Source organism: Lacticaseibacillus jixiensis, from assembly GCF_042847315.1.
In the GTDB taxonomy this organism is placed as follows: Bacteria; Bacillota; Bacilli; order Lactobacillales; family Lactobacillaceae; genus Lacticaseibacillus; species Lacticaseibacillus jixiensis.
The window spans coordinates 149,787-170,268 of record NZ_BAAFPR010000007.1; the positions used below are offsets into that span (position 1 = coordinate 149,787).

Consider the following 20,482-nt stretch of genomic DNA (forward strand, 5'->3'; position numbering starts at 1 on the left):
ACTTGGGAAGCAGTGGTGGCCACACCGCTTCAGCGCCGCACCTTGCGCACCAAGTCCCTACACGAGTCGATCTAAGGCGCAATTGCGCTGCGGCTCGTGCGTCCAGAGCGTCTGTGCACATTCGCGACGAAGCCAAGTGTTCACATCCCTAGGCAGTATAGCAATATACAGGACGTCATTAGATCAGCTGGCAGGCGGTTGCGCCTGCTGGTACTTAATCAAATAACGATTGGCAGGCAGCAAAAGCACGAATCAATAGCCTGCCACACCGAATACACGATGGTGAATATACCGATCGTGTATTTGGTGTACAAGAACTTGATCAGTTGGCTCAGCGAAATTTTCGCGGGGCCTTTTTTTGCGCTGAAATCGTGCAGCAGGCCCACCTTTTCCCAAAATCAGCCGATTCTGGTCATTTTGCTATTAATTTGATGCAAGACGACCATATCTGCATCATTACCTCGTGATTCACGGCTGATCAGCAGGCTTGCGCGGACTTGATGCAAAGCCGATGAAGCCCATGGTAGCGGCGTTTAGACACGAAAGCGGATACAATTCTGATCACTTTTGGGAAATCGGTACACATATTATCAACATGGTTAATTCCGGTTATTAATGCGTGAAAGCGCTGACTAATTCTGATAAGTTAGAGATACGGAAGGGGGATATGGTCGAACGGAAGACATAAGGGAAAACTAATCACACACAATGCAGCGCGCACGCAAACGCAGGAATGCATCGCGGCGGGGATTACGAAAGCGAGGGAGCAATCATGTTTTCAAGTGGCAAGAAAATTGCACTAGCAGCGGCGGCAACGATCACGGCTATCGGCTTGGCAGGATGCGGCAATGGCAACAGCCAATCCGCTGATGCCGACAAAGACGGCAAGGTCACCATCCGCTTCTCCTGGTGGGGCAACGACGATCGACACAAAGACACGATCAAGGCGATCAAAGCCTTCGAGAAGAAGAACCCAAATATCACCGTTAAGCCAGAATATTCCGGCTGGGACGGCTACCCTGAGAAAGTCGCCACCCAAATGTCTGGCGGCACCGAAGCGGATTTGATGCAAACCAATTACGATTGGTACACCACTTATTCATCTAACGGCGACGGGTATGCCGATCTCAACAAGTTCAAAGACACCATCGACATGTCCCATTTTCCTAAGGACCTGATGAAAATGGGCAATTTGAATGGCAAACAAGTCGGCTTGGTGTTCGGCGAGAACGCCAGCGTGTTCTTCGTCAACAAAACCGTTTATGAAAAAGCCGGCGTGACCAGCTACCCGAAGACTTGGGACGGCTATGAAGAAGTGGCCAAGAAGCTGGGCAAAGGCAAATATGCGATGGTCATCCCGAACTACTTCACGGTGCTGACATACATGCAGCAAAAAACCGGCAAAGGCATGCTCAGCAATTCTGGTAAGCTGCAATACACCAAGAAAGATTTCAAAGACGGCTTTGATTGGTACCAAGACCTGACGGATAAAGGCATTGCCAGCTCCTACAAGTGGAACTTGAACACTTTTGGCACGGCTAACATCACCAGTGTTAAGGAATTCACTTCCGGGGCGATCGCAGGGTCCTTCGACTGGAACGGAAACTTGGCAACTTATGCGACGAACTTGAAGCAAGTCAACAACGAAATCGCCATTCCAAGTTACCCACGGGTAGAAGGGGCGAAGACTGACGGCGCAATGTTGAAGCCATCCATGTGTTTCTCAATTTCCAAGCACTCCAGTTCTGCTAAGCAAGAAGCCGCAGCGAAGTTGTTGGACTACTTGATGAACGACAAAGAAGGCGTAGAGCTGTTCGGCATGTCTCGCGGGATGCCTGCTAACACCACGGCAGTCAAGATCTTAGAAGACGCCAACAAGGTGGATGCAGTGGCTAAAGCAGCTTACGAATACGGGCAAAAAGTGACTGGCGTTTACCAAAGCCCATACACGGCCATCGAAGCGGTTCAATCCACTTACACGGATGTCTTTGAAGCATTCGGTACCGGCGCAATCAGCTCCAGTCAAGCCGCAGACCAAATGATGACCAAGATCCCAGCCGCGGTCAAACAGGCTAAAGCTAGTCAGAAATAACAGAGCGGAGCAAAGCGCACTTAGCGGTTGATATAAGATGGGATGACGCAAAGGCGGTCTTTGCCTTAGCGGCGTCACAGCTTATATCACTACCGCGTTGCTTTGCGCAGCTCGACTAAGAATACAGAGCAAAGTGGCGCGCTTGAGCGGGTCGGTTAGCCTAGCCATCGTGCTTGAGGCGTACTTGGCCTCGAGTACGACGGCGTAGCTAACCGCACCCGCGATGCGCCACGCAGCTCGACTAAACAGAGCAACGCCTTGCGCACTTAGCGGTTGATATAAGGCAGGATGACGTTTGGGCGGTTTGTGCCCAAGCGGCGTCATGACTTATATCCTACCGCGTTGCGAGGCATCGCTCGACCAAATCCCGCAAGGAGGTGTCAAGATGAAACGAAGCCAGCGCTATGTCGGCCTCTTGTATGTGGCCCCATGGATCATCGGGCTGTTCATCTTCACGATCTATCCGTTTATCAGCTCGTTTTATTATAGTTTGACGAACTATTCGCTGATCAACACCCCGAAATTCATCGGGTTCGCCAATTACATCGAGATGTTTACGGTGGATACCGACTTTCTTCAATCCATGACGGCGACGTTTAAATACACGTTCCTGATCGTGCCGTTGCAGTTGAGTTTTGCCTTGTTCTTGGCGTTCATCTTGAACTTCAAGCTCAAGGGGATCAACTTCTTTCGTACCGCGTATTACATTCCATCGATCCTCGGCGGTAACGTGGCCGTGGCGATCTTGTGGAAGTTCATGTTCTCTAACGACGGTTTGATCAACCAAATCATCAAAGTCTTCGGCGGCCAGCCGGTGGGTTGGTTGTCCGGCAACAACAGCGCCATGTTCGTCTTGGTGATCTTAGGCGTTTGGGAATTCGGCTCGGCGATGGTGATTTTCTTATCCGCCTTGCAACAGATCCCGCTGGACTTGTATGAAGCGGCAGAAGTCGACGGGGCCAAGAAGTGGACCATTTTCTTCAAGATCACGATTCCGATGATCACGCCGACGATTTTCTTCAACGTCGTGATGCAGTTGGTTAAGAAGCTTCAAGAATTTAACGGGCCGTATTTGATCACTAACGGCGGTCCGAACAAGTCAACGTACTTGGCGTCAATGATCATTTATGACGACGCCTTCAAGAACTTCCGTATGGGCTACGCTTGTGCTGAGTCTTGGGTGTTGTTTGTGATCATCGCGTTCTTCGCGATCGTCTTGTTCAAGACCAGCGACAAGTGGGTTTACTATTCTGATGGTGGAGGTGGCATGTGATGATCGCAGACCCTAATGCAGTTAACCGCAAAGTACGCCGGCGGCAAATGATCAACGCTGGATGGCGCTATGTTTTACTGATCGCAACGGCGATCATCATGTTGTATCCGATTTTGTGGCTGTTCGGCGCGTCGTTCAAATCCAACGCCGAGATCTTCTCGACGATTTGGTTCTGGCCGTCGCATTGGGACTTCTCCAGCTATATCAACGGCTGGAAAACCGGGACGGAATACACCTTCGGCCATTACTTCATCAACTCTATGGAAATCGTGTTGCCGAAAGTGTTCTTCACGGTGATTTCTTGTACCTTGACGGCATACGGCTTCACGCGTTTCAACTTTCCATTCAAAAAGGCGATGTTCTCCATGCTGATCGCCACGATGTTCCTGCCGCAAGTGGTATCGCGGATCCCGCTGTATATCATGTTTAGAAACTTCGGCATGTTAGACACTTATGTCCCGTTGGTGGCTAACACGGTGTTGGCCCAAGAACCGTTCTTCGTGTTCATGATGATCCAATTCATGCGCGGCATTCCGCGCGAGTTGGATGAAGCGGCCACGATGGATGGCTGCAGCTCATTTGGGATCTTGATGAGAGTCATTGCCCCAATGATGCGCCCGGCGATCATGACGGTGATCTTGTTCCAATTCATCTGGACGATGAACGACTTCTTGACACCGTTGATCTACATCTCCAGTGTATCGAAGTTCCCAGTGGCGATCGCGTTGAAAATGTCTTCTGACGCGGCTTCTGGTTTCGTGCCTTGGAACCAAGTGATTTCAATGTCCTTGATTGCACTGCTGCCTTCAATGATCTTGTTCTTCTCCGCTTCACGGACGTTCGTGGATGGGATGTCAGCAGGGTCGATCAAAGGTTAACCAGAGCGGAGCAAAGCGGTTTTAGCGATGTGTATAAGGCAGCCTGAGCCGATGGCGGTTTGTGCCATTGGATCGGGATGACTTATACGCAATCGCGTTGGGCTGCGCAGCTCGACGAGCACCAGAGCGGAGTGGCGCGCACTTAGCGGGTCGGGTAGCCTAGCTATTGCGCTTGGGACCGCACTTTGTCCCGAGTGCAATAGCGTAGCTAACCGCACCCGCGTTGCGCCACGCAGCTCGACGAAGACCACAGTCGTATCATGCCGGCAACGGCCTGCTGCGGCACGATACGCTCCGGCTGCTAGGCCAGGGAACGGGGTGCGGCGTTTTCGAGCTAACTCGCCAAGTGCAGGCGAGTGGATCTCGAAAACCGCCGTTGTCCTAAGCCGAGCAACCCACTCGGCTAAGGACAATTTCACCCCTGCTGGCCTATCAGCCTCCGCATTTCGCGCCTTCGCAGCCCGTTGCCTCCACAGTTGTCGCATCGCTAGAAGTGGGCATGCTCACGATTGGTGGTGCATGACGAGCCAATGATACTGAGAAAATCTTGTAAGTTCATGGTCAATGGGATGATCCTAGCAACTGTTGTCATCGCGAGTTTGTTAAGTATCTGCTGCTCAAGTGGCTGGACCACGAGTTAGGCGGGTCGTCGCACTTGAGCCAACAATAATCAATTGCACCTGGCGTGTCAGTATATCTAGTGGCCGATCATCGATCTGCCACTACCTTATGCTGACACGCCGCAATGAAGATCCGTTAACCAACATTTTATCCAAGTCGTTAATCACAAGGGGGAATCGCCATGTTTTCTAAAATCGCCAATAACTTATTCGGGCCGGCATCTGTGTCCGCCAAGGTCAACCGCTTCTATGAGCTGTACAAGGCGACTTTGGTTTTCTCTTTGATGATGGTGCCATACATGCTGGTCAACTTGATCTTCAAGGTGCATCCGGTGACGATGCCGATTTATCTGATCGTCGGCGTGTGGCTGTATCCCAACGTAATGGCCTTGTGGAAGGTCTTCACGGTGGTGTATGGCGAAGACACGACGCTGAAGTTGGGGGCATATTTCAGATTATATTGGCAACAGCTGCGGCGCTTCTTGAAGCCGGCGCTGATCACTGGTGCCGTGGCCAACTTGATCATTGGCGGCTACTTGTATGAAGTGGCGCTGATCTTGACGCACAAGCAATTGGCCTTCATGATCGTGCCGTTTATCGTGATCGGGGCTTTGGCGACAGCCGCCTTGCTGCAGTATCTGATGATCAGCGTAAAAGCCCCGACGCTGGCTTGGCGCAGTCGCTTGAAATTGGCCATTTTCATGGGCTGGAAGTACATTGGCAAGTCGACGATCATGGCGTTTGTGTTTGTGGCTTGGTTGAGTTTTGCTAATCAAGCGGCGTTCTTGAATGTCTTGATCGTGTCGATGGTGATCTGGTGGTTGTTGTACCGTCAGCTTGATGCAGGGTTGGCGAAGTTGGCCAAGCAGTTGGACAAGGAGTAGTGATGTGTATGTATCGACAATATGGCACGACTGATACGGATTGGGCCACTTTGACGGCTGACACGATGCTCAACCGTGAGCCTGTGATGAACCTCAAAGGGCAATGGGAATATGAAGACGGCTTGATGTTAGATGGCATGTACGCGGTATATCAACAAACCCAAAAGCCCGCGTACCTCAACTACATTCAAACCAATCTTGATCGCTATATCGCAGAAGATGGCGCGATCAAAGGTTATGCACCGAAAGAATGGCAATTGGATCACATCAACAACGGCAAGATCTTGTTGAAGATGTATCAAGAAACCGGCGATCCGAAGTACAAACTCGCCGCCGACCGCTTGTATCATCAACTAGAACACCAGCCGCGCACGCCGATGGGGACCTTCTGGCACAAAGACATTTATCCTAACCAAGTGTGGCTGGATGGCGTGTACATGGCCGACGTGTTCTATGCGCAATACCTGAAGCTGATCGGTGCACCGGACTTCATCGACGTCGCTTCTCAGTTCTTAAACGCTTATGCGGTCACCGTCGATCGCGACACCGGTTTATGCTATCACGCTTTTGACGCCAGCCGCCGCATGTATTGGGCCGATGCCAAAAGCGGCTGCAGCCCGCACTTCTGGCTGCGGGCGATGGGCTGGTTTGCCATGGCGATGGTCGACGTGCAAGAGTTCCTGCCAGATGGCACCGACAAAACGCACATCAACTTGAACTTATCGCGCCTGTTGCAAGCTTTGCGCAAAGTCGCCGATCCGGCCACCAACTTGTGGTATCAGATCCCAGACCAAGGCGATCGCCCGTTGAATTATCTGGAAGCTTCCGGCAGCTTGATGGTGTTAGCAGCCATCGCCAAAGCCACGCGCCTAGGTTATCTGCCTGATCCGCAATGGGACGAATTCTTGGCTAAAGGCTGGGAGAATGCGTTGACCCAATTTATCACCATTACCAACGACGGCCATGTCAACGTCAACAAAATCGCCTATGTTGGCGGCTTAGGCGGGGCCACTCGCCGCGACGGCTCATATGCGTATTACATGAGCGAACCGATCGTCGCCAACGATCACAAAGGCGTTGGACCGATGTTGTTATTGGCAGCAGAAATGGCGCAGCGTCACTAAATAATAAAAGTATCATCCTGCAGTTGGGGATGATACTTTTTTTGTGGTTCAAATACTTTTGACGTATTTGCCTGGGGTGACGTTCTTGACGCTGCGAAAGGCACGAATGAAGCTGGATTCGTTGTGATAACCCACCAATGGCGCCACGATGCTGATGGGCATATCTTGTTTCAATAAATCGATGGCTGCATTCACCCGCAGCACCGTCATGTAGCGGATCGGCGACATGTTCACCGTTTGCTTGAAGATCCTCAACATCGTGGGACTGGAAATAAAGAAGTGATCACACAGCTGCTTGATGGTGAGTTGTTCAGCCAAATGGGCCTGCATGTAATCCGTAATGCGCTTGAATTCGCTGCTGTAGCGGCTTTCTCCACGCCGAAACAAGCCATTGGTATTAACGTCATCTGCCAGCATCCCCAACAGCCCCAACAGCTGCAGGTAAGCTTTGAATTCGGTGGCGTCGTTAAGATGCAAACACGTTTGGCGAAACGCCTCAAAGCCTTCGACATAAGCTTGGATCTGCGTTTCATTCAACGCCGACAAGCGCCCGCCTGAGGTCAAGGCTTCATTGAATACCGAGAAAACCTTAGGGTAGCGGTGAAACACGGCACTAACGGCGGTAGGTTGAAACAACAAGGCGATATCTGAGTAGACGTCGCGGTTATCAGTCGTCGAGTGATGCATACAATGCGGCGGCACGATCATCAGCGAGCCGCGCTGCACCGGGACACTGAGGCCCTTGAATGAAAAGTTAGCGGTACCATCTAACACCAGACACAACTCGAACGATTCGTGGTAATGCGGCCGTGCTGCAGCCGGTGACAAGCGCTGATAACCGCGCGCATAGAAACTTTGCAGCACAACGGGATGCGAAAGCTGCTGATTCATGATCACTCCCCCTTAATTGAGTGGTTTGATTCTGCCTATCCTTATATTGCCACTGATGTAAGCGCTAAACAATAGATTGGCTCAGGATCGGTGAAATATCGACGGGTTGGGCATTGTCCGCCGGCTGCCGTGACGAAAACGGCACATTTTACTAACGTATCACGAAAACGGCACATTGGGAGCGCATCCATGAATTACGGTTTAGGCCCACGATCCGTGTAATGGCGCGTTTTGTCAGGAAGTTACCGTTACCTGTTGCTTGTGAATGGGATCACGGCTGCATATTCAGAAACTGTGCCAGCACAATCAGGATAAGCACCGGATCTAATGGGAAAACAGCGTCGAAAGTTGTGCCATTCTGGCGCAATGATTGTCCTAAATCGTCAGCACAAGTTTAGTTTTGCACATAAAATCAACCGTGACGAATTGCGCCAAAACGCTATGAAACCGTATCCATTATCTGCTAAATTAAAGGCGGTAAAGGGGGTCGAGTGGATCACGAGGTAGATGAAATAGGCACTAGGTGGTAATTGTTAACGCTTGCCGAATTTGGTGCATCGGGGTGCACCGCGGCAAGATCGTCAAAGAAGAGAGGGAAAAATCATGTTGCGGAGTGGTAAGAAAATCGCAATGGTCGCTGCGGCGGCAGTTGCTGCGATCGGGCTCTACGGATGTGGTAACAGCAAATCAAGTTCTTCAAGTAGCGATAGCGGCAGCAAGAAAGTCACGATTCGCTTCTCGTGGTGGGGCAATGATGACCGCCATAAAGATACATTAAAGGCCATCAAAGACTTCGAGAAGAAGAATCCAAACATCAAAGTCAAAGCCGAATACGCCGGCTGGGATGGTTATCCGGAAAAAGTCGCCACCCAAATGTCAGGCGGCACTGAAGCGGACTTGATGCAAACAAACTATGACTGGTATACAACTTATTCTTCTGATGGTGATGGGTACGCTGATTTAAGCAAGTTTAAAGATATTATTGATATGTCCGGCTTCCCGAAGAAACTGATGAAGATGGGCAACCTCAACGGCAAGCAAGTCGGCTTGGTTTATGGCGAAAACTCCAGTGTCTTCTTCGTCAACAAGACGGTTTATAACAAAGCCGGCGTCACCACTTATCCAAAGACTTGGGATGAATACGCCGATGTGGCCAAGAAGTTAGGCAAAGGCAAGTATGCCATGGTCATTCCTAACTACTTCCAAGTCCTGACTTATATGCAACAGAAAACCGGCAAAGGCATGTTGTCCAATTCCGGCAAGATGCAATACACCAAGAAAGACTTCAAGGACGGCTTTGACTGGTATCAAGGCTTGACCGACAAAGGCATTACCAGTTCCTACAAGTGGAACTTGAACACTTTTGGCACCAGCAGCTTGACTTCAGTTAAGGAATTCACCAACGGCACCATTGCCGGGTCCTTCGACTGGAACGGCAACTTGGCCACTTATGCCACGAACTTGAAGCAGGTCAACGACGAAATCGCCATTCCAAGTTACCCAACGGTTGAAGGCGCCAAGACTGATGGCGTGATGAAGAAGCCTTCCATGTGCTTCTCGATTTCCAAGCACTCCGATGCCAAGAAGCAAAAGGCTGCCGCAAAGCTGCTTAACTTCTTGATGAACAACAAGACCGGGGTCAAGGACATGGGCATGTCTCGCGGGATGCCGGCTAACACCAAAGCCGTTAAGATCCTTGAAGACGCAGGTAAAGTTGACGCAGTTTCCAAAGCCGCTTATGAATACGGCAAGAAGACGACTGGGATCTACCAAAGCCCATACATCGCCATTGAAGCCGTCCAAAGCGCCTACAACGATGTCTTTGAAGCCTTTGGTACTGGTTCGATCAGCTCCAGTGAAGCGGCTAGTCAGATGATGACCAAGATCCCTGCAGCCGTTAAGCAGGCCAAAGCAAGTCAAAAATAAAAGTTAGGATGATGGCATTTGAAACGGAGAGATAAATATATCGGCCTCCTGTATGTCACCCCATGGCTTATCGGGTTATTCATCTTTACGATTTATCCGTTCATCAGCTCGTTTTATTACAGTTTGACGAACTATTCGTTGATCAATACCCCGAAGTTTGTTGGGCTCCAGAATTACATCGACATGTTCACAGTTGACACAGACTTTGTGAAGTCGCTGCTGGCAACGTTCAAGTACACCTTCTTAACGGTGCCGATCCAGCTGACTTTCGCCTTGTTCTTGGCGTTCATCTTGAACTTCAAGCTCAAAGGGATCAACTTCTTCCGGACAGCTTATTATGTGCCTTCGATTTTAGGCGGCAACGTGGCTGTGGCGATTTTGTGGAAGTTCATGTTCTCTAATGACGGCTTGATCAACCAAGTCATCAAAGCCTTCGGGGGCCAGCCGGTGGGGTGGCTTTCCGGCAACACGAGTGCGATGTTTGTTCTGGTCATTCTGGGGGTTTGGGAATTTGGATCGTCAATGGTGATCTTCCTCTCCGCCTTGCAACAGATTCCGCTGGATCTTTACGAGGCGGCGGAAGTCGATGGGGCGAAGAAGTGGACGATTTTCTTCAAGATCACGGTACCGATGATCACCCCGACGATCTTCTTTAACCTCGTCATGCAGCTGGTCAAGAAACTGCAAGAATTCAATGGGCCATACCTGATTACCAACGGCGGCCCGAACAAGTCAACTTACTTAGCTTCAATGATCATTTACGATAATGCCTTCAAGAACTTCCGCATGGGCTATGCTTGTGCTGAATCATGGGTGTTGTTCGTGATCATCGCGGTGTTTGCCACGGTCTTGTTTAAGACTTCTGACAAGTGGGTTTACTATTCTGATGGTGGAGGTGGTATGTGATGATGGCAGATGCAAGTTCTGTTAACCGCAAAGTGCGGCGGCGCAACGCGGTCAATGCCGCATGGCGCTACGTCTTATTGATCGTAACTGCGATCATCATGCTCTACCCGATCCTGTGGTTGTTTGGGGCGTCTTTCAAGTCTAACGCCGAGATTTTCGGCACGATTTGGTTCTGGCCGAAGCATTGGGATATTACCAGCTATATCAATGGTTGGAAAACCGGTACTGAATATACCTTTGGCCATTACTTCATCAATTCCATGGAGATCGTGCTGCCTAAAGTCTTGTTTACCGTCTTATCTTGTACCTTGACGGCATATGGCTTTACCCGCTTCACCTTCCCGTTCAAAAAGGCGATGTTTTCCATGTTGATCGCCACGATGTTCCTGCCGCAAGTCGTTTCGCGGATCCCGTTGTACATCATGTTCCGCAACATGCACATGCTGGATTCCTACATTCCGCTGGTGGCCAACACCGTGTTTGCCCAAGAGCCGTTCTTCGTGTTCATGATGATCCAATTCATGCGGGGGATTCCTAATGAATTGGATGAAGCGGCGAAAATGGATGGGTGCAGTTCCTTTGGGATCTTGATCAAGATCATCGCCCCAATGATGCGCCCGGCGATCATGACTGTCATCTTGTTCCAGTTCATTTGGACGATGAACGACTTCCTCACACCGTTGATCTACATCTCCAGTGTGTCCAAGTTCCCAGTAGCGATCGCGTTGAAAATGTCCTCTGATGCCGCTTCCGGTTTCGTGCCTTGGAACCAAGTTATCTCAATGTCACTGATTGCACTGTTGCCTTCAATGATCTTGTTCTTCTCCGCTTCACGGACTTTCGTGGACGGGATGTCGGCAGGGTCGATTAAAGGATAAACCAGAGCAGAGCAAAGCGCACTTAGCGATTGATATAAGATGGGATGACGCAAAGGCGCTCTTTGCCTTAGCGGCGTCACAGCTTATATCACTATCGCGTTGCTTTGCGGCGCTCGACGAAGACCACAGTCGTATCATGCCGGCAACGGCCTGCTGCGGTGCCTACGTCGTTGCAAGATCACCAACAGTAGGCAAAACCATAATTGGTGACAAACTAGTAACACTGTTAGGTGTAAGACTGTTAGGTGTAGGACTGTCACACATATATTTTGCACCATGTTTGATATTACCGTGACTGAATTGATTAAGGAGGGGTCGTTGTGATCCATAAATTAGCCGATGATTTGCTGGGACCAGCGTCGATGTCCAGTAAGATCAGTCGTTTCTATGAGTTATACAAGGCGACCCTGATCTTTTCATTGTTCGTGATCCCGTATATGTTAGTCAATATCGTGTTCAAACCACACATTGTGACGATGCCGATTTACTTGGTGGTAGGCATTTGGCTGTATCCAAACTTCATGGCGTTGTTACATGTGATGACCAAGATCTATGCCGAAACAACTGAAACCAAGCTGAAGACCTATTGGGTGCAATATGTGCAAGCATTGCGGCGCTATCTGGCATCTGGGTTGAAACTTGGCGCAATCAGCAACGTCGTGATCGGCGTTTATCTGCTGGAAGTCGGCGTAATCGTCAGTCATAAGCAAATCGCCTTCATGATCGTGCCATTCATCGTGTTGGGGACCTTGGCGGTATCAGCACTGATCCATTATGTGATGATCACCGTGCGTTCGCCAAAGACCCCATGGCGCTTGCGGATGCGCCTGGCTGCGTTTATTGGTTGGAAGTACCTGTTGAAGTCAGTGGTGGTGGCGTTTCTCTTTGTCGCTTGGCTGAGCTTCGCCAATCAAGCTGCGTTTTTAAACGTGATGATCGTTTCAGAGGTCATTTGGTGGTTGTTGTATCGGAGCTTGAACGCCTCAATGAATAAGGTGGCTGCGACAGTTTAATTCCTTGGGGAATGGAAGCGGGGCCTAAGCAGGCCCCGCTTTTTGTCAAAATCGTTGGGAAAATGGAGTTGGGGACGATGGTAACGATTCGAGATGTAGCGCGCTTAGCAGGCGTTTCGATGACCACAGTATCGCGCGCGTTCAACGAGCACACGGTGATCAAAGCCGAAACGCGGCAGCGCATCTTGCAAGTGGCGCGCGAAACCGGGTATGTGCCGAATTACAATGCGCGCAGTTTGGTGACAAACAAGAAATACACGTTAGGGATCTTCTTTTCGACGCTGACCGATGGCACGTCGCAAAGTTTCTTGTCAGATATCATCAATGCCGCGTACACGGCGGTGCCGGAGAATTATCTGCTGACGGTCAATGGGATCAACCGTATCGACAGCGTCGCCGACATGGTGGCCAGCCGTATGGACGGGGTGATCGTCGTCAGCCAATCAGAAAAAGACGCCCAGTTCATCTATGAAGCCAAAAGCCTGCAGGTACCGTTGGTGGTGATCAATCGCCAACTCAATGATACCGGCATCGCCAATGTCGCTTCAGACGATGCCGCCGGGGTGCATCTGGGCTTGGATTACATTGCCCAATGCGGCCACCGCAAAGTCGGCATGATCCAAGGCATGCCGGGTTTTACCAGTGCATTGCTGCGCCGGCAAGGGTTTGATCAAGGGGTGATCGATAACCACCTGATCGCCGTGCCTGAAGCGATTCGCGTCGGCGATTACTCGTCGCAAACCGGCCAAGAGCAAATGGCCGCGATCTTGGCCTTGCCTGAAGATATCCGGCCGACTTGTGTGGTGTGTGCCAATGACGACATGGCCATCGGCGCGTTAAGAGCGTGTTATTTAGCAGGGCTGCACCTGCCAGAAGACATGTCGGTGCTGGGTTTTGACGGGAGTTTCTATGCCAGCATGCACAATCCGGCGATCACCACGATCGCCAAACCCATTGGCGACATGGTGGCATTGGCGATCACGCACTTGATGGAACAAATCGACACACCTGACATGCCCAGAATGCATTTGCGACTGCCGCCACGCTTGGTGGTGCGCGAATCGATTGCACAATTGAAAGGGGAAGCATAATGTATCGAAAATATGGCGATGTGCACAGTGATTGGTGTCACATGGCGGCGCAAACAATGTTAAACCGCGAGCCGATCATGAATCACAGCGGCAAGTGGGAGTACGAAGACGGCTTGATGTTAGACGGGATGTATGCGATTTATCAAGTCACACACAAACCAGAGTATCTCGCCTACATCAAATCCAATATCGATCGCTATGTTGCAGAAGATGGTTCAATTCAAGGCTACGCGCCGCAGGAGTGGCAGCTTGACCATATCAACAACGGTAAGATCTTGTTGACGCTTTATCAAGAAACCGGGGCAGCTAAATATCAACTGGCTGCTTCAAAGTTATACGCGCAACTGTTGAAGCAGCCGCGCACCAAAGCCGGCACCTTCTGGCACAAGGCAATGTATTCCGAACAAGTGTGGCTGGACGGCTTGTACATGGGCGACGTTTTCTATGCGCGCTATCAACACGACTTAGGCATCACCGAGCATTTGGCTGATGTGTGCGCACAATTTCTTGACGCATATGCCGTCACCGTTGATGCAAAAAGCGGCTTGTGTTACCACGCTTATGATGCCAGCAAGCAAATGTATTGGGCTGATCCGCTCAGCGGCCATTCGCCGCACTTCTGGCTGCGGGCGATGGGCTGGTTTGTCATGGCGATGGTTGATGTACAAGCTTACTTGCCGGATTCTGCGCAGAAATCGCAACTCAATGCAAACCTCAACGCCTTGCTTGAAGCGCTGCGCAAAGTTGCTGACCCGGCGACCAACTTATGGTATCAGATCCCAGATCAAGGCGATCGCCCGCTGAATTATCTGGAATCTTCCGGCAGTTTGATGATCTTAGCCGCTATTGCCAAAGGCACGCGGCTGGGCTACTTGGACAAGGCAGCTTGGCAGGATTTCTTGGCCAAAGGCTATGCCAACGCCTTGATGCAGTTTATCACCATCACCAACGAAGGCTTCGTTAACGTCAACAAGATCGCCCATGTCGGCGGCTTAGGCGGGGACAATCACCGCGACGGCTCTTATGCTTATTACATGAGCGAACCGATCGTAGTCAACGACCACAAAGGCGTCGGGCCGTTCTTGTTGCTGGTGGCGGAAATGGCGCAGCGGTAGCAAGTTTTGGATCCTGATATTAAAGCAAACTAATGAGAAAATAATACACCCTGTAAGTCAAAAAAGCATCGGTCCGCTGTTGTCGGCGGATCGATGCTTTTTGTGATGTTATAGCTCAGCGTATTTCGCCTGCAATGCCGCCACTGCTGCGGTGATATCTGGGGTTTTGGTAGCTTCCAGCGATACAGGCAATTGCGGGCGCACTTGTTTGATGTACGTTAGCCAGGGCGTGTAATCGATCACGCCATGGCCGCTGGCGACGATTTGCACCGCACCATTCACGACTCGCGCGTCTTTGAGGTGCAGCGCAGCAATGTCTGGTGCTAACAAGTCCAGCGCTTCTGCCAGCACGGTGGGCATACGTTGCCAATTATCCGGAGTCATCAAGTTCGCGCCATCGACCAAAGCACACACGTTGGGGGCCGCCAAGTCGTCTAATAAGCGGCGCAACACCGCGGCTGAATAGATTGGACTGTGCAAACCGGCTTCAATGGCGACAGGCACAGTTGCAGGAAGTGCGGTGAGGATCTGGGTGAAACTGTCACGCACGCGCTCATAGGCGGCTTGCGTGAAGTTCTCTGGGGTGTTGCCATCACCACCGCATTCTGTGGCGATCACCGTAGCGCCTAAAGCTTTCGTAAACGCCGCCTCGTGAATGAAGCGGGCGATGCCGGCTTGGCGTTTGGCGAGGTCTTTGGCACCAAGTGGTACGTAGCAGCCTTGGATCGTGATAGCGATATGAGCTTGGGCAAAAGTGTCGTGATAATGTTTTGCCGCAACTTGGGTCAACGGGCCGTTTTGAGGGAAGCATTTTGCTGCGGCAAATTGAATGTGAGTGAGTTGATACGCGTGCAGTTGGTCAATCAAGCCGGCCAAATCGTTAAAGGCCAAGTCGTGCGCGCGGATGCCTAAGTTTAATAGCATAGGCTTCACAATAACGCGTTGCGCAGCGGTGAAGGGCTGTTACGCAAGGCTTTAGCCACCAGCCAAGCATTCAACAATGCGCCAGCGGGACGGCTGTGGGTGTTGTCATCCGAACCAGCCGGATAGTTGCTATAGACGCCACTTGCAAAATTCATGAAGAACTTCGTGGTTTCTGCTGGTGGGAATTGACTCAAAAACGCCTGAGTTTCGACAAACATATCCAAGCACACCAAACCTTCAGCTTGCGCGATTTGGCGCGTCGCTTCCGGAAAGTCGCCAACGGCTTGCGGGTCTAGGGTACTCCCGTCTGCGAGATACTTGCGCCGCGTCACTGAAGTCAGCAGGATCGGCGTTGCTTGGTGCGCTTTGGCTACCTGAATGTATTGGCGCATATAGTCTTGATAATCGCCAAAAGCATGGGTACCGCGTTGCGGGTCAGACAGCTTCTGGTCATTATGGCCGAATTGAATGAACATGTAATCACCCGGTTGAATCACTTGTTCAATTTCTTTGAGGTGACCTTGGGCGATAAAGGATTTGGAACTGCGGCCGTTTAGCGCACGGTTATCAACCGTGACGCGTGCTGGGTCAAAGAAGCCTTGCAGGCACTCGCCCCAACCGGTTTCCGGCCTTCTTTCAGTGAGTTTCTTGGCGGCGGTGGAATCACCGGCGATAAATAATGTCACCATAATAATTCTCCTTTGGATATGTATTAAATTTGTGATGATGGGTGCAACAAACTAATCATCCTGATTCAAGAACTCAAGATGACTGTTGTACAGGGATAAGTTGTCTCTTTCCATATTGACAAGCTGATGAGGTGCGTGGGATTTAAAATATCCTTGGCTTCGTATTGGGTTTGTCGTCGAGCTGCGTGGCGCAACGCGGGTGCGGTTAGCTACGACAGCATACTCGAGGCAAAGCGCGCCTCAAGCATGCTGTCTAGGCTAGCCGACCCGCTAAATGCGCGCCACTCCGCTCTGGGTTACAATGGTCGGTTTCTCTGGCGATATGCGACTGGGGTGCAGCCGGCGTGTTTTTTGAAGAAACGGATGAAGTTTTGCGGGTTGTTGTATTGCAAACGAGCCGCGATGTCTTTGATCGTCATGTCCGTTTCGATCAGCCATTTCTTAGCGGTTTCGATGCGATAAGCTTGCAGGTAATCGCTGAAGTTGGTGCCGAATTCCTTCTTGAACACGGAGCTGAGGTAGTTAGGATTGTAATGCAGTTCATCAGCGATAGAATCCAGCGAAATGTCTTTGTCGACATTGGTGTGGATCAGATGGATGATTTTTTCTGATAGCGACTGCATGTCGTTATTGGTGCGATTGACAGTTTCATCAACGATCGGTACAACCAAGTGGCTGTACAGCAAATCGATCAGCTGGGATTGATTGTCGGTATCGATCACATCGTAATAGATATTGCGGATGTCTGAGGAAGATTCGAAGTCGATGCCTAACAATTGGCCTAATTGGATCAAGTCACCGACAGTTTTGAGTACGCTGGTTTTGATCGCCATCGGGTTGTGATTCTGGGTGAAAATGTCGTCGATGACTTTGGTGAACAACTGGCGGATCACCGGCTTATTGCCGGCACGGATGGCATCTAACAAGTCTTGTTTGGACCGCGGGATCTTGACGACAGCGTTTTGGTTGAGCTGTGGGGCGATTTCGTCATATGAAATAATCGATTCTTCACCAAGGCTTAAGCGGAAATGTAAGGCTTGCTTGGCGTTGGTGGCAGCAGCGCCGGTGTTTGACAAATCGGTATAGATATTGGAAATGCCCACAGAAATCTTGATCTTCAAGTAGGTGGCGGCGGCTTTTTGCAATTGGTTGGCATAGGTCAATAGTTGCGTCTTGATGCTTTCACCGTCTGTTTGATCGAAATACAACAAGGTGGCTTGCGTATCGGTGTTGATCAACACTGGGCGCAAGCGGTGCGAAGCGTCAATGACGGTGGTGACGATGTTTTCGATGGCAGTCAATACCAAGTCGCGATCGGCAGAGGTGTTAGTGCCGTAGTCGTCGATTTGGATCAGCATGGTGGCAAAGCACTTCTCGGTCATGTCGGGGTAGCCGAATTGGGTGAGGCGCTTTTGAATATCGTGCTTATCGACGTAATCTCGGAATAAATTCAACACGAATAGGTTCTCCACTTCTGGCGCTTGAAAATCCAGCGTCCGGCTCAGCGATTCCTTCTCGTCTTTGAGGGTGTCGATATTACCTAAGATATCGGCGATTTCGTCATGCGGCCGCGCTGCGCCGTCGATCACCGGCACCAGCCGATCGCGAATGGCGGCGATGGAATTAGCCGAGCGTGAAGCCACGATATACGCAATAAAATACAACAAGACTAATAACAGCGCGCAGATCATGACCATCCCCACCGCCAAGGTTTGCACTTGTGCATGTACTTGAGCAGCAGGCAGCCTGGTGATGTAATACCAGTTGTTATAGCTGGATTGGGTGTACAACAAGGTATCCCCGTTGGCTTCAGTGAGGGTGCCGATAGTGTCTTTGGTATCTTTGGCCGCAGCCAAGCGCTGCAACAGCGGCTTGGTGATGAACTTATGATTTTGAAAAAGGATCTGCGTATCGCCGTCAACGATGCCGATGTTGTTGGATATGGGATCGTTGAGCAAGTTGCGGATCGTGTCCAAACGGATGTTGGCCACCCCAATGGCGCGCCGCTCTGCAGAAAAGAATGGCAAAGACACCAGCATCTGGATCTCGTGGCCTTGTTTGTGCCAGAACAATTGCTTGCCAGAATCGGCAGTCAGCCGCTCGAAGTGGGCTTTGCGGGCTTTAGACAACTTATGTAAGCCACCGCCGTCAGAAATCTCCCAATTGCTTTGGGTCGAGATCAGTGAGTAGGTGGTCGATTCCATGCTCATGGAGCTGATATAAGATAATTCATGGCTGACTTGTTTGACATCGACGAAATTGGTGTAATCCAATGGCGTGGCGATCAGATCTGAGAACGCTGTGGTGGTGCTGTAGCTGGAGAAGGAATATTCAACGGTTTTGACTTTCTGTTCAAGGTTGTTTTTGACTTGCGCCAGATAATTCTGGCGTTCATCGATCAAATGGATCTTAATACTGCGGTAAGTGGATTGGAAGATGTACAGTGAGAAACCGATGACGATCCCAGCGCCTAAGACGATGATTGGAATCAAGATACTGTAATAGAAACGTGATCGATGCTGCCACACGGTTTTCCCCTCCCCCAAAGCGATAGTTGTTAGCGCTTCCAGTATACCACTCTTTGTGGGAAGCTGTCCTGCGCATCTTCCAATCTTCATTGATTTCTTAATTAGGATAACGTTTGCAGTAAGCTTTTTCACGCCAAAAGCCGCCACTTACAACATGTGGCGGCTTGAGCAAGCGACGATCAGCCTTTCACAGAACCGATCAAAGCGCCTTTGACGAAGTACTTCTGAATAAATGGATAAACGCAAAGCATTGGGATCGTGGCGATGATGATCACGGCCATTTTGACTGATTGTGCTGGTGGGATCACATCAACAGAACCGGCGTCGGCATCCATCCCGCTAGAAACCAGCACGATTTGCCGCAACAGGATCTGGATCGGCCACTTATCGGCACTGGAAATGTACAGAATCGCATTCTGGTAAGTGTTCCAATACGAAACCAAGTAGAACAGGCCAATCGTGGCAAAAGACGGCAAGGACAACGGAATAATGATCCTAAAGAACACACCCCAGTTGGTGCAGCCGTCCATCTTGGCGGATTCTTCCAGGGAATCCGGGATGCCTTGAAAGAAGTTGCGCATGATGATCATGTTGTAAGCTGATACCAAAGAAGGCAAGATCAACGACCACAAGGAATCCATCAAGTGCAGGTTTTGCACCAAGATGAAACTTGGGATCATCCCACCGTTGAATAACATGGTGAAGACGACGACGAAGTTGAAGATCTTACGGCCGTGCAAGTACTTGCGACTCAAAGCATAAGCCATGAAGCTGGTGAGGATCAGTGACAAAGACGTTCCGACAATGGTGACAAACAGCGAAACCCCGATGCTTTTGAACACCGTTGGGGTAGATAACACGTATCCTGGATTATTCACCTCGGTATTGGGGACATGAAATCGCATCTGGCCGGTCTGAAAGCAACGTTTGGAGCGTTGCGAATACTGACTGAGCGGAGAAGTTGGTGATCGATGCACCACGAACAGACCGACCCAGTTTTCGGCTCGACGCACGACCTATTCAGTTATTCAGTTCAGGTCGCCAACTGATGGACTTCGTCCATGAGCCGACTAAACCAGTTCTTGTAAACATAGTTAGAAGCAAGATGAATCACCACACGACGGGCGTGCCAAGTAATCCTACCGGCGATGTGAAAGAGACTGAACCGTAGCGAGGAGATGGTTGAACGACGGTCTTCCGAGACAAAGAGCTGTTTAAAGAGCTGAACCAGGTTATAGGCAATACCGGTGATCAAGGCTCGTGCAGTGTTCCGTGCAAAAGTTGAGCTGTCTGTTTTGTCAAAGCCAAACCCGCATTTCAGCTCCTTAATTTGGTTCTCAGCATTGCCCCGCTGTCTATAGGTCTTGAACAAAGTCTCTGGAGCCTCGGAGGCCAGGCTGGTCACTACGAATGCGTGGTTCCAGGGAACTAGCTCATCTGCCGTATGAGTAGAACATACGATAACACGGCGAGCTTTACCCCATGACGCGGCCTGATACTTGAATTCGTGGTAGACGCATTTGCTCTCTTCATATTTTGGAGGGCAATCCACTAAGGCCGTTTCTGCCAGCTTCCCAAGCTTTGAATTTGCCTTGAGTCGAACCAAAAAGTCGACGCCATGTGTGTCGCACATCTCGTAAAATTTTGGCG

General features: G+C 50.5%; 16 protein-coding genes and 1 pseudogene. 11 read left to right on the forward strand and 6 right to left on the reverse strand.

Translation table 11 applies throughout. From position 1 onward, the window contains the following. Positions 1-772 precede the first annotated feature (772 nt). From ACGG90_RS06570 to ACGG90_RS06590, 5 genes are all read left to right on the forward strand, one after another. Positions 773-2,092, forward strand: coding sequence for an ABC transporter substrate-binding protein (locus tag ACGG90_RS06570; RefSeq protein ID WP_390407369.1), 1,320 nt, complete (start codon positions 773-775; stop codon positions 2,090-2,092). Positions 2,093-2,477: 385 nt separating this feature from the next. Further along, a complete protein-coding gene (locus ACGG90_RS06575; protein WP_390407372.1) occupies positions 2,478-3,365 on the forward strand; it encodes a carbohydrate ABC transporter permease in 888 nt (295 codons plus the stop codon). After that, entirely contained in the window at positions 3,365-4,243 is an 879-nt protein-coding gene (locus ACGG90_RS06580; protein ID WP_390407416.1) for a carbohydrate ABC transporter permease, read from the forward strand. Before ACGG90_RS06575 ends, ACGG90_RS06580 begins: the two co-directional genes overlap by 1 nt. 802 nt (positions 4,244-5,045) lie before the next feature. Further along, complete coding sequence (locus ACGG90_RS06585) at positions 5,046-5,747, forward strand: hypothetical protein (protein WP_390407375.1); 702 nt, start codon at positions 5,046-5,048, stop codon at positions 5,745-5,747. Positions 5,748-5,755: 8 nt separating this feature from the next. Beyond that, a complete protein-coding gene (locus ACGG90_RS06590) occupies positions 5,756-6,871 on the forward strand; it encodes a glycoside hydrolase family 88/105 protein (protein ID WP_390407378.1) in 1,116 nt (371 codons plus the stop codon). Positions 6,872-6,919: 48 nt separating this feature from the next. Here the strand turns inward: ACGG90_RS06590 and ACGG90_RS06595 are convergent, their stop codons facing one another. Then, positions 6,920-7,762 carry a helix-turn-helix domain-containing protein gene (locus ACGG90_RS06595; protein WP_390407380.1) on the reverse strand — a complete coding sequence of 281 codons (843 nt, stop codon included), beginning with the start codon at positions 7,760-7,762 and terminating at the stop codon, positions 6,920-6,922. A 603-nt stretch (positions 7,763-8,365) separates the two neighbouring features. On the opposite strand from ACGG90_RS06595, the gene ACGG90_RS06600 reads away from it, so the two are divergent. The 6 genes from ACGG90_RS06600 (at position 8,366) to ACGG90_RS06625 (ending at position 14,691) form a co-directional block, all read left to right on the forward strand. Further along, positions 8,366-9,688 carry an ABC transporter substrate-binding protein gene (locus ACGG90_RS06600; protein WP_390407383.1) on the forward strand — a complete coding sequence of 441 codons (1,323 nt, stop codon included), beginning with the start codon at positions 8,366-8,368 and terminating at the stop codon, positions 9,686-9,688. Positions 9,689-9,706: 18 nt separating this feature from the next. Next, on the forward strand, positions 9,707-10,594 hold the full coding sequence (locus tag ACGG90_RS06605; RefSeq protein ID WP_390407386.1) for a carbohydrate ABC transporter permease: 888 nt from the start codon (positions 9,707-9,709) through the stop codon (positions 10,592-10,594). After that, positions 10,594-11,472, forward strand: a complete 879-nt coding sequence (locus ACGG90_RS06610) for a carbohydrate ABC transporter permease (protein ID WP_390407389.1) — start codon at positions 10,594-10,596, stop codon at positions 11,470-11,472. The genes ACGG90_RS06605 and ACGG90_RS06610 overlap by 1 nt, the downstream gene beginning before the upstream one ends. 320 nt (positions 11,473-11,792) lie before the next feature. After that, a complete protein-coding gene (locus tag ACGG90_RS06615) occupies positions 11,793-12,485 on the forward strand; it encodes a hypothetical protein (protein WP_390407392.1) in 693 nt (230 codons plus the stop codon). A gap of 77 nt (positions 12,486-12,562) precedes the next feature. Next, positions 12,563-13,576 carry a LacI family DNA-binding transcriptional regulator gene (locus tag ACGG90_RS06620; RefSeq protein WP_390407395.1) on the forward strand — a complete coding sequence of 338 codons (1,014 nt, stop codon included), beginning with the start codon at positions 12,563-12,565 and terminating at the stop codon, positions 13,574-13,576. Further along, positions 13,576-14,691 (forward strand): glycoside hydrolase family 88/105 protein, encoded by a 1,116-nt coding sequence (locus ACGG90_RS06625; protein ID WP_390407397.1) that lies wholly within the window; start codon positions 13,576-13,578, stop codon positions 14,689-14,691. Before ACGG90_RS06620 ends, ACGG90_RS06625 begins: the two co-directional genes overlap by 1 nt. Positions 14,692-14,799: 108 nt before the next feature. Here the strand turns inward: ACGG90_RS06625 and ACGG90_RS06630 are convergent, their stop codons facing one another. The 5 genes and pseudogenes from ACGG90_RS06630 to ACGG90_RS06650 all read right to left on the reverse strand — a co-directional run. Next, positions 14,800-15,615, reverse strand: a complete 816-nt coding sequence (locus ACGG90_RS06630; protein ID WP_390407400.1) for a sugar phosphate isomerase/epimerase family protein — start codon at positions 15,613-15,615, stop codon at positions 14,800-14,802. Positions 15,616-15,620: 5 nt separating this feature from the next. Beyond that, entirely contained in the window at positions 15,621-16,304 is a 684-nt protein-coding gene (locus tag ACGG90_RS06635) for a rhamnogalacturonan acetylesterase (protein WP_390407402.1), read from the reverse strand. Positions 16,305-16,600: 296 nt separating this feature from the next. After that, positions 16,601-18,832 carry a helix-turn-helix domain-containing protein gene (locus tag ACGG90_RS06640; RefSeq protein ID WP_390407405.1) on the reverse strand — a complete coding sequence of 744 codons (2,232 nt, stop codon included), beginning with the start codon at positions 18,830-18,832 and terminating at the stop codon, positions 16,601-16,603. A 179-nt stretch (positions 18,833-19,011) separates the two neighbouring features. After that, positions 19,012-19,695, reverse strand: a pseudogene (locus ACGG90_RS06645) (carbohydrate ABC transporter permease); the annotation flags it as partial. Positions 19,696-19,865: 170 nt separating this feature from the next. Further along, positions 19,866-20,482: transposase (locus ACGG90_RS06650; RefSeq protein WP_390407408.1), on the reverse strand; the 617-nt coding region annotated here is incomplete at its 5' end.

What these genes read in the sequence shown, in the direction of transcription:
- ACGG90_RS06570 (WP_390407369.1), top strand. Translation starts at nt 773, where the DNA reads ATGTTTTCAAGTGGCAAGAAAATTGCACTAGCAGCGGCGGCAACGATC.
- ACGG90_RS06575 (WP_390407372.1), top strand. Translation starts at nt 2,478, where the DNA reads ATGAAACGAAGCCAGCGCTATGTCGGCCTCTTGTATGTGGCCCCATGG.
- ACGG90_RS06580 (WP_390407416.1), top strand. Translation starts at nt 3,365, where the DNA reads ATGATCGCAGACCCTAATGCAGTTAACCGCAAAGTACGCCGGCGGCAA.
- ACGG90_RS06585 (WP_390407375.1), top strand. Translation starts at nt 5,046, where the DNA reads ATGTTTTCTAAAATCGCCAATAACTTATTCGGGCCGGCATCTGTGTCC.
- ACGG90_RS06590 (WP_390407378.1), top strand. Translation starts at nt 5,756, where the DNA reads ATGTATCGACAATATGGCACGACTGATACGGATTGGGCCACTTTGACG.
- ACGG90_RS06595 (WP_390407380.1), bottom strand. Translation starts at nt 7,762, where the DNA reads ATGAATCAGCAGCTTTCGCATCCCGTTGTGCTGCAAAGTTTCTATGCG.
- ACGG90_RS06600 (WP_390407383.1), top strand. Translation starts at nt 8,366, where the DNA reads ATGTTGCGGAGTGGTAAGAAAATCGCAATGGTCGCTGCGGCGGCAGTT.
- ACGG90_RS06610 (WP_390407389.1), top strand. Translation starts at nt 10,594, where the DNA reads ATGATGGCAGATGCAAGTTCTGTTAACCGCAAAGTGCGGCGGCGCAAC.
- ACGG90_RS06620 (WP_390407395.1), top strand. Translation starts at nt 12,563, where the DNA reads ATGGTAACGATTCGAGATGTAGCGCGCTTAGCAGGCGTTTCGATGACC.
- ACGG90_RS06625 (WP_390407397.1), top strand. Translation starts at nt 13,576, where the DNA reads ATGTATCGAAAATATGGCGATGTGCACAGTGATTGGTGTCACATGGCG.
- ACGG90_RS06630 (WP_390407400.1), bottom strand. Translation starts at nt 15,615, where the DNA reads ATGCTATTAAACTTAGGCATCCGCGCGCACGACTTGGCCTTTAACGAT.
- ACGG90_RS06635 (WP_390407402.1), bottom strand. Translation starts at nt 16,304, where the DNA reads ATGGTGACATTATTTATCGCCGGTGATTCCACCGCCGCCAAGAAACTC.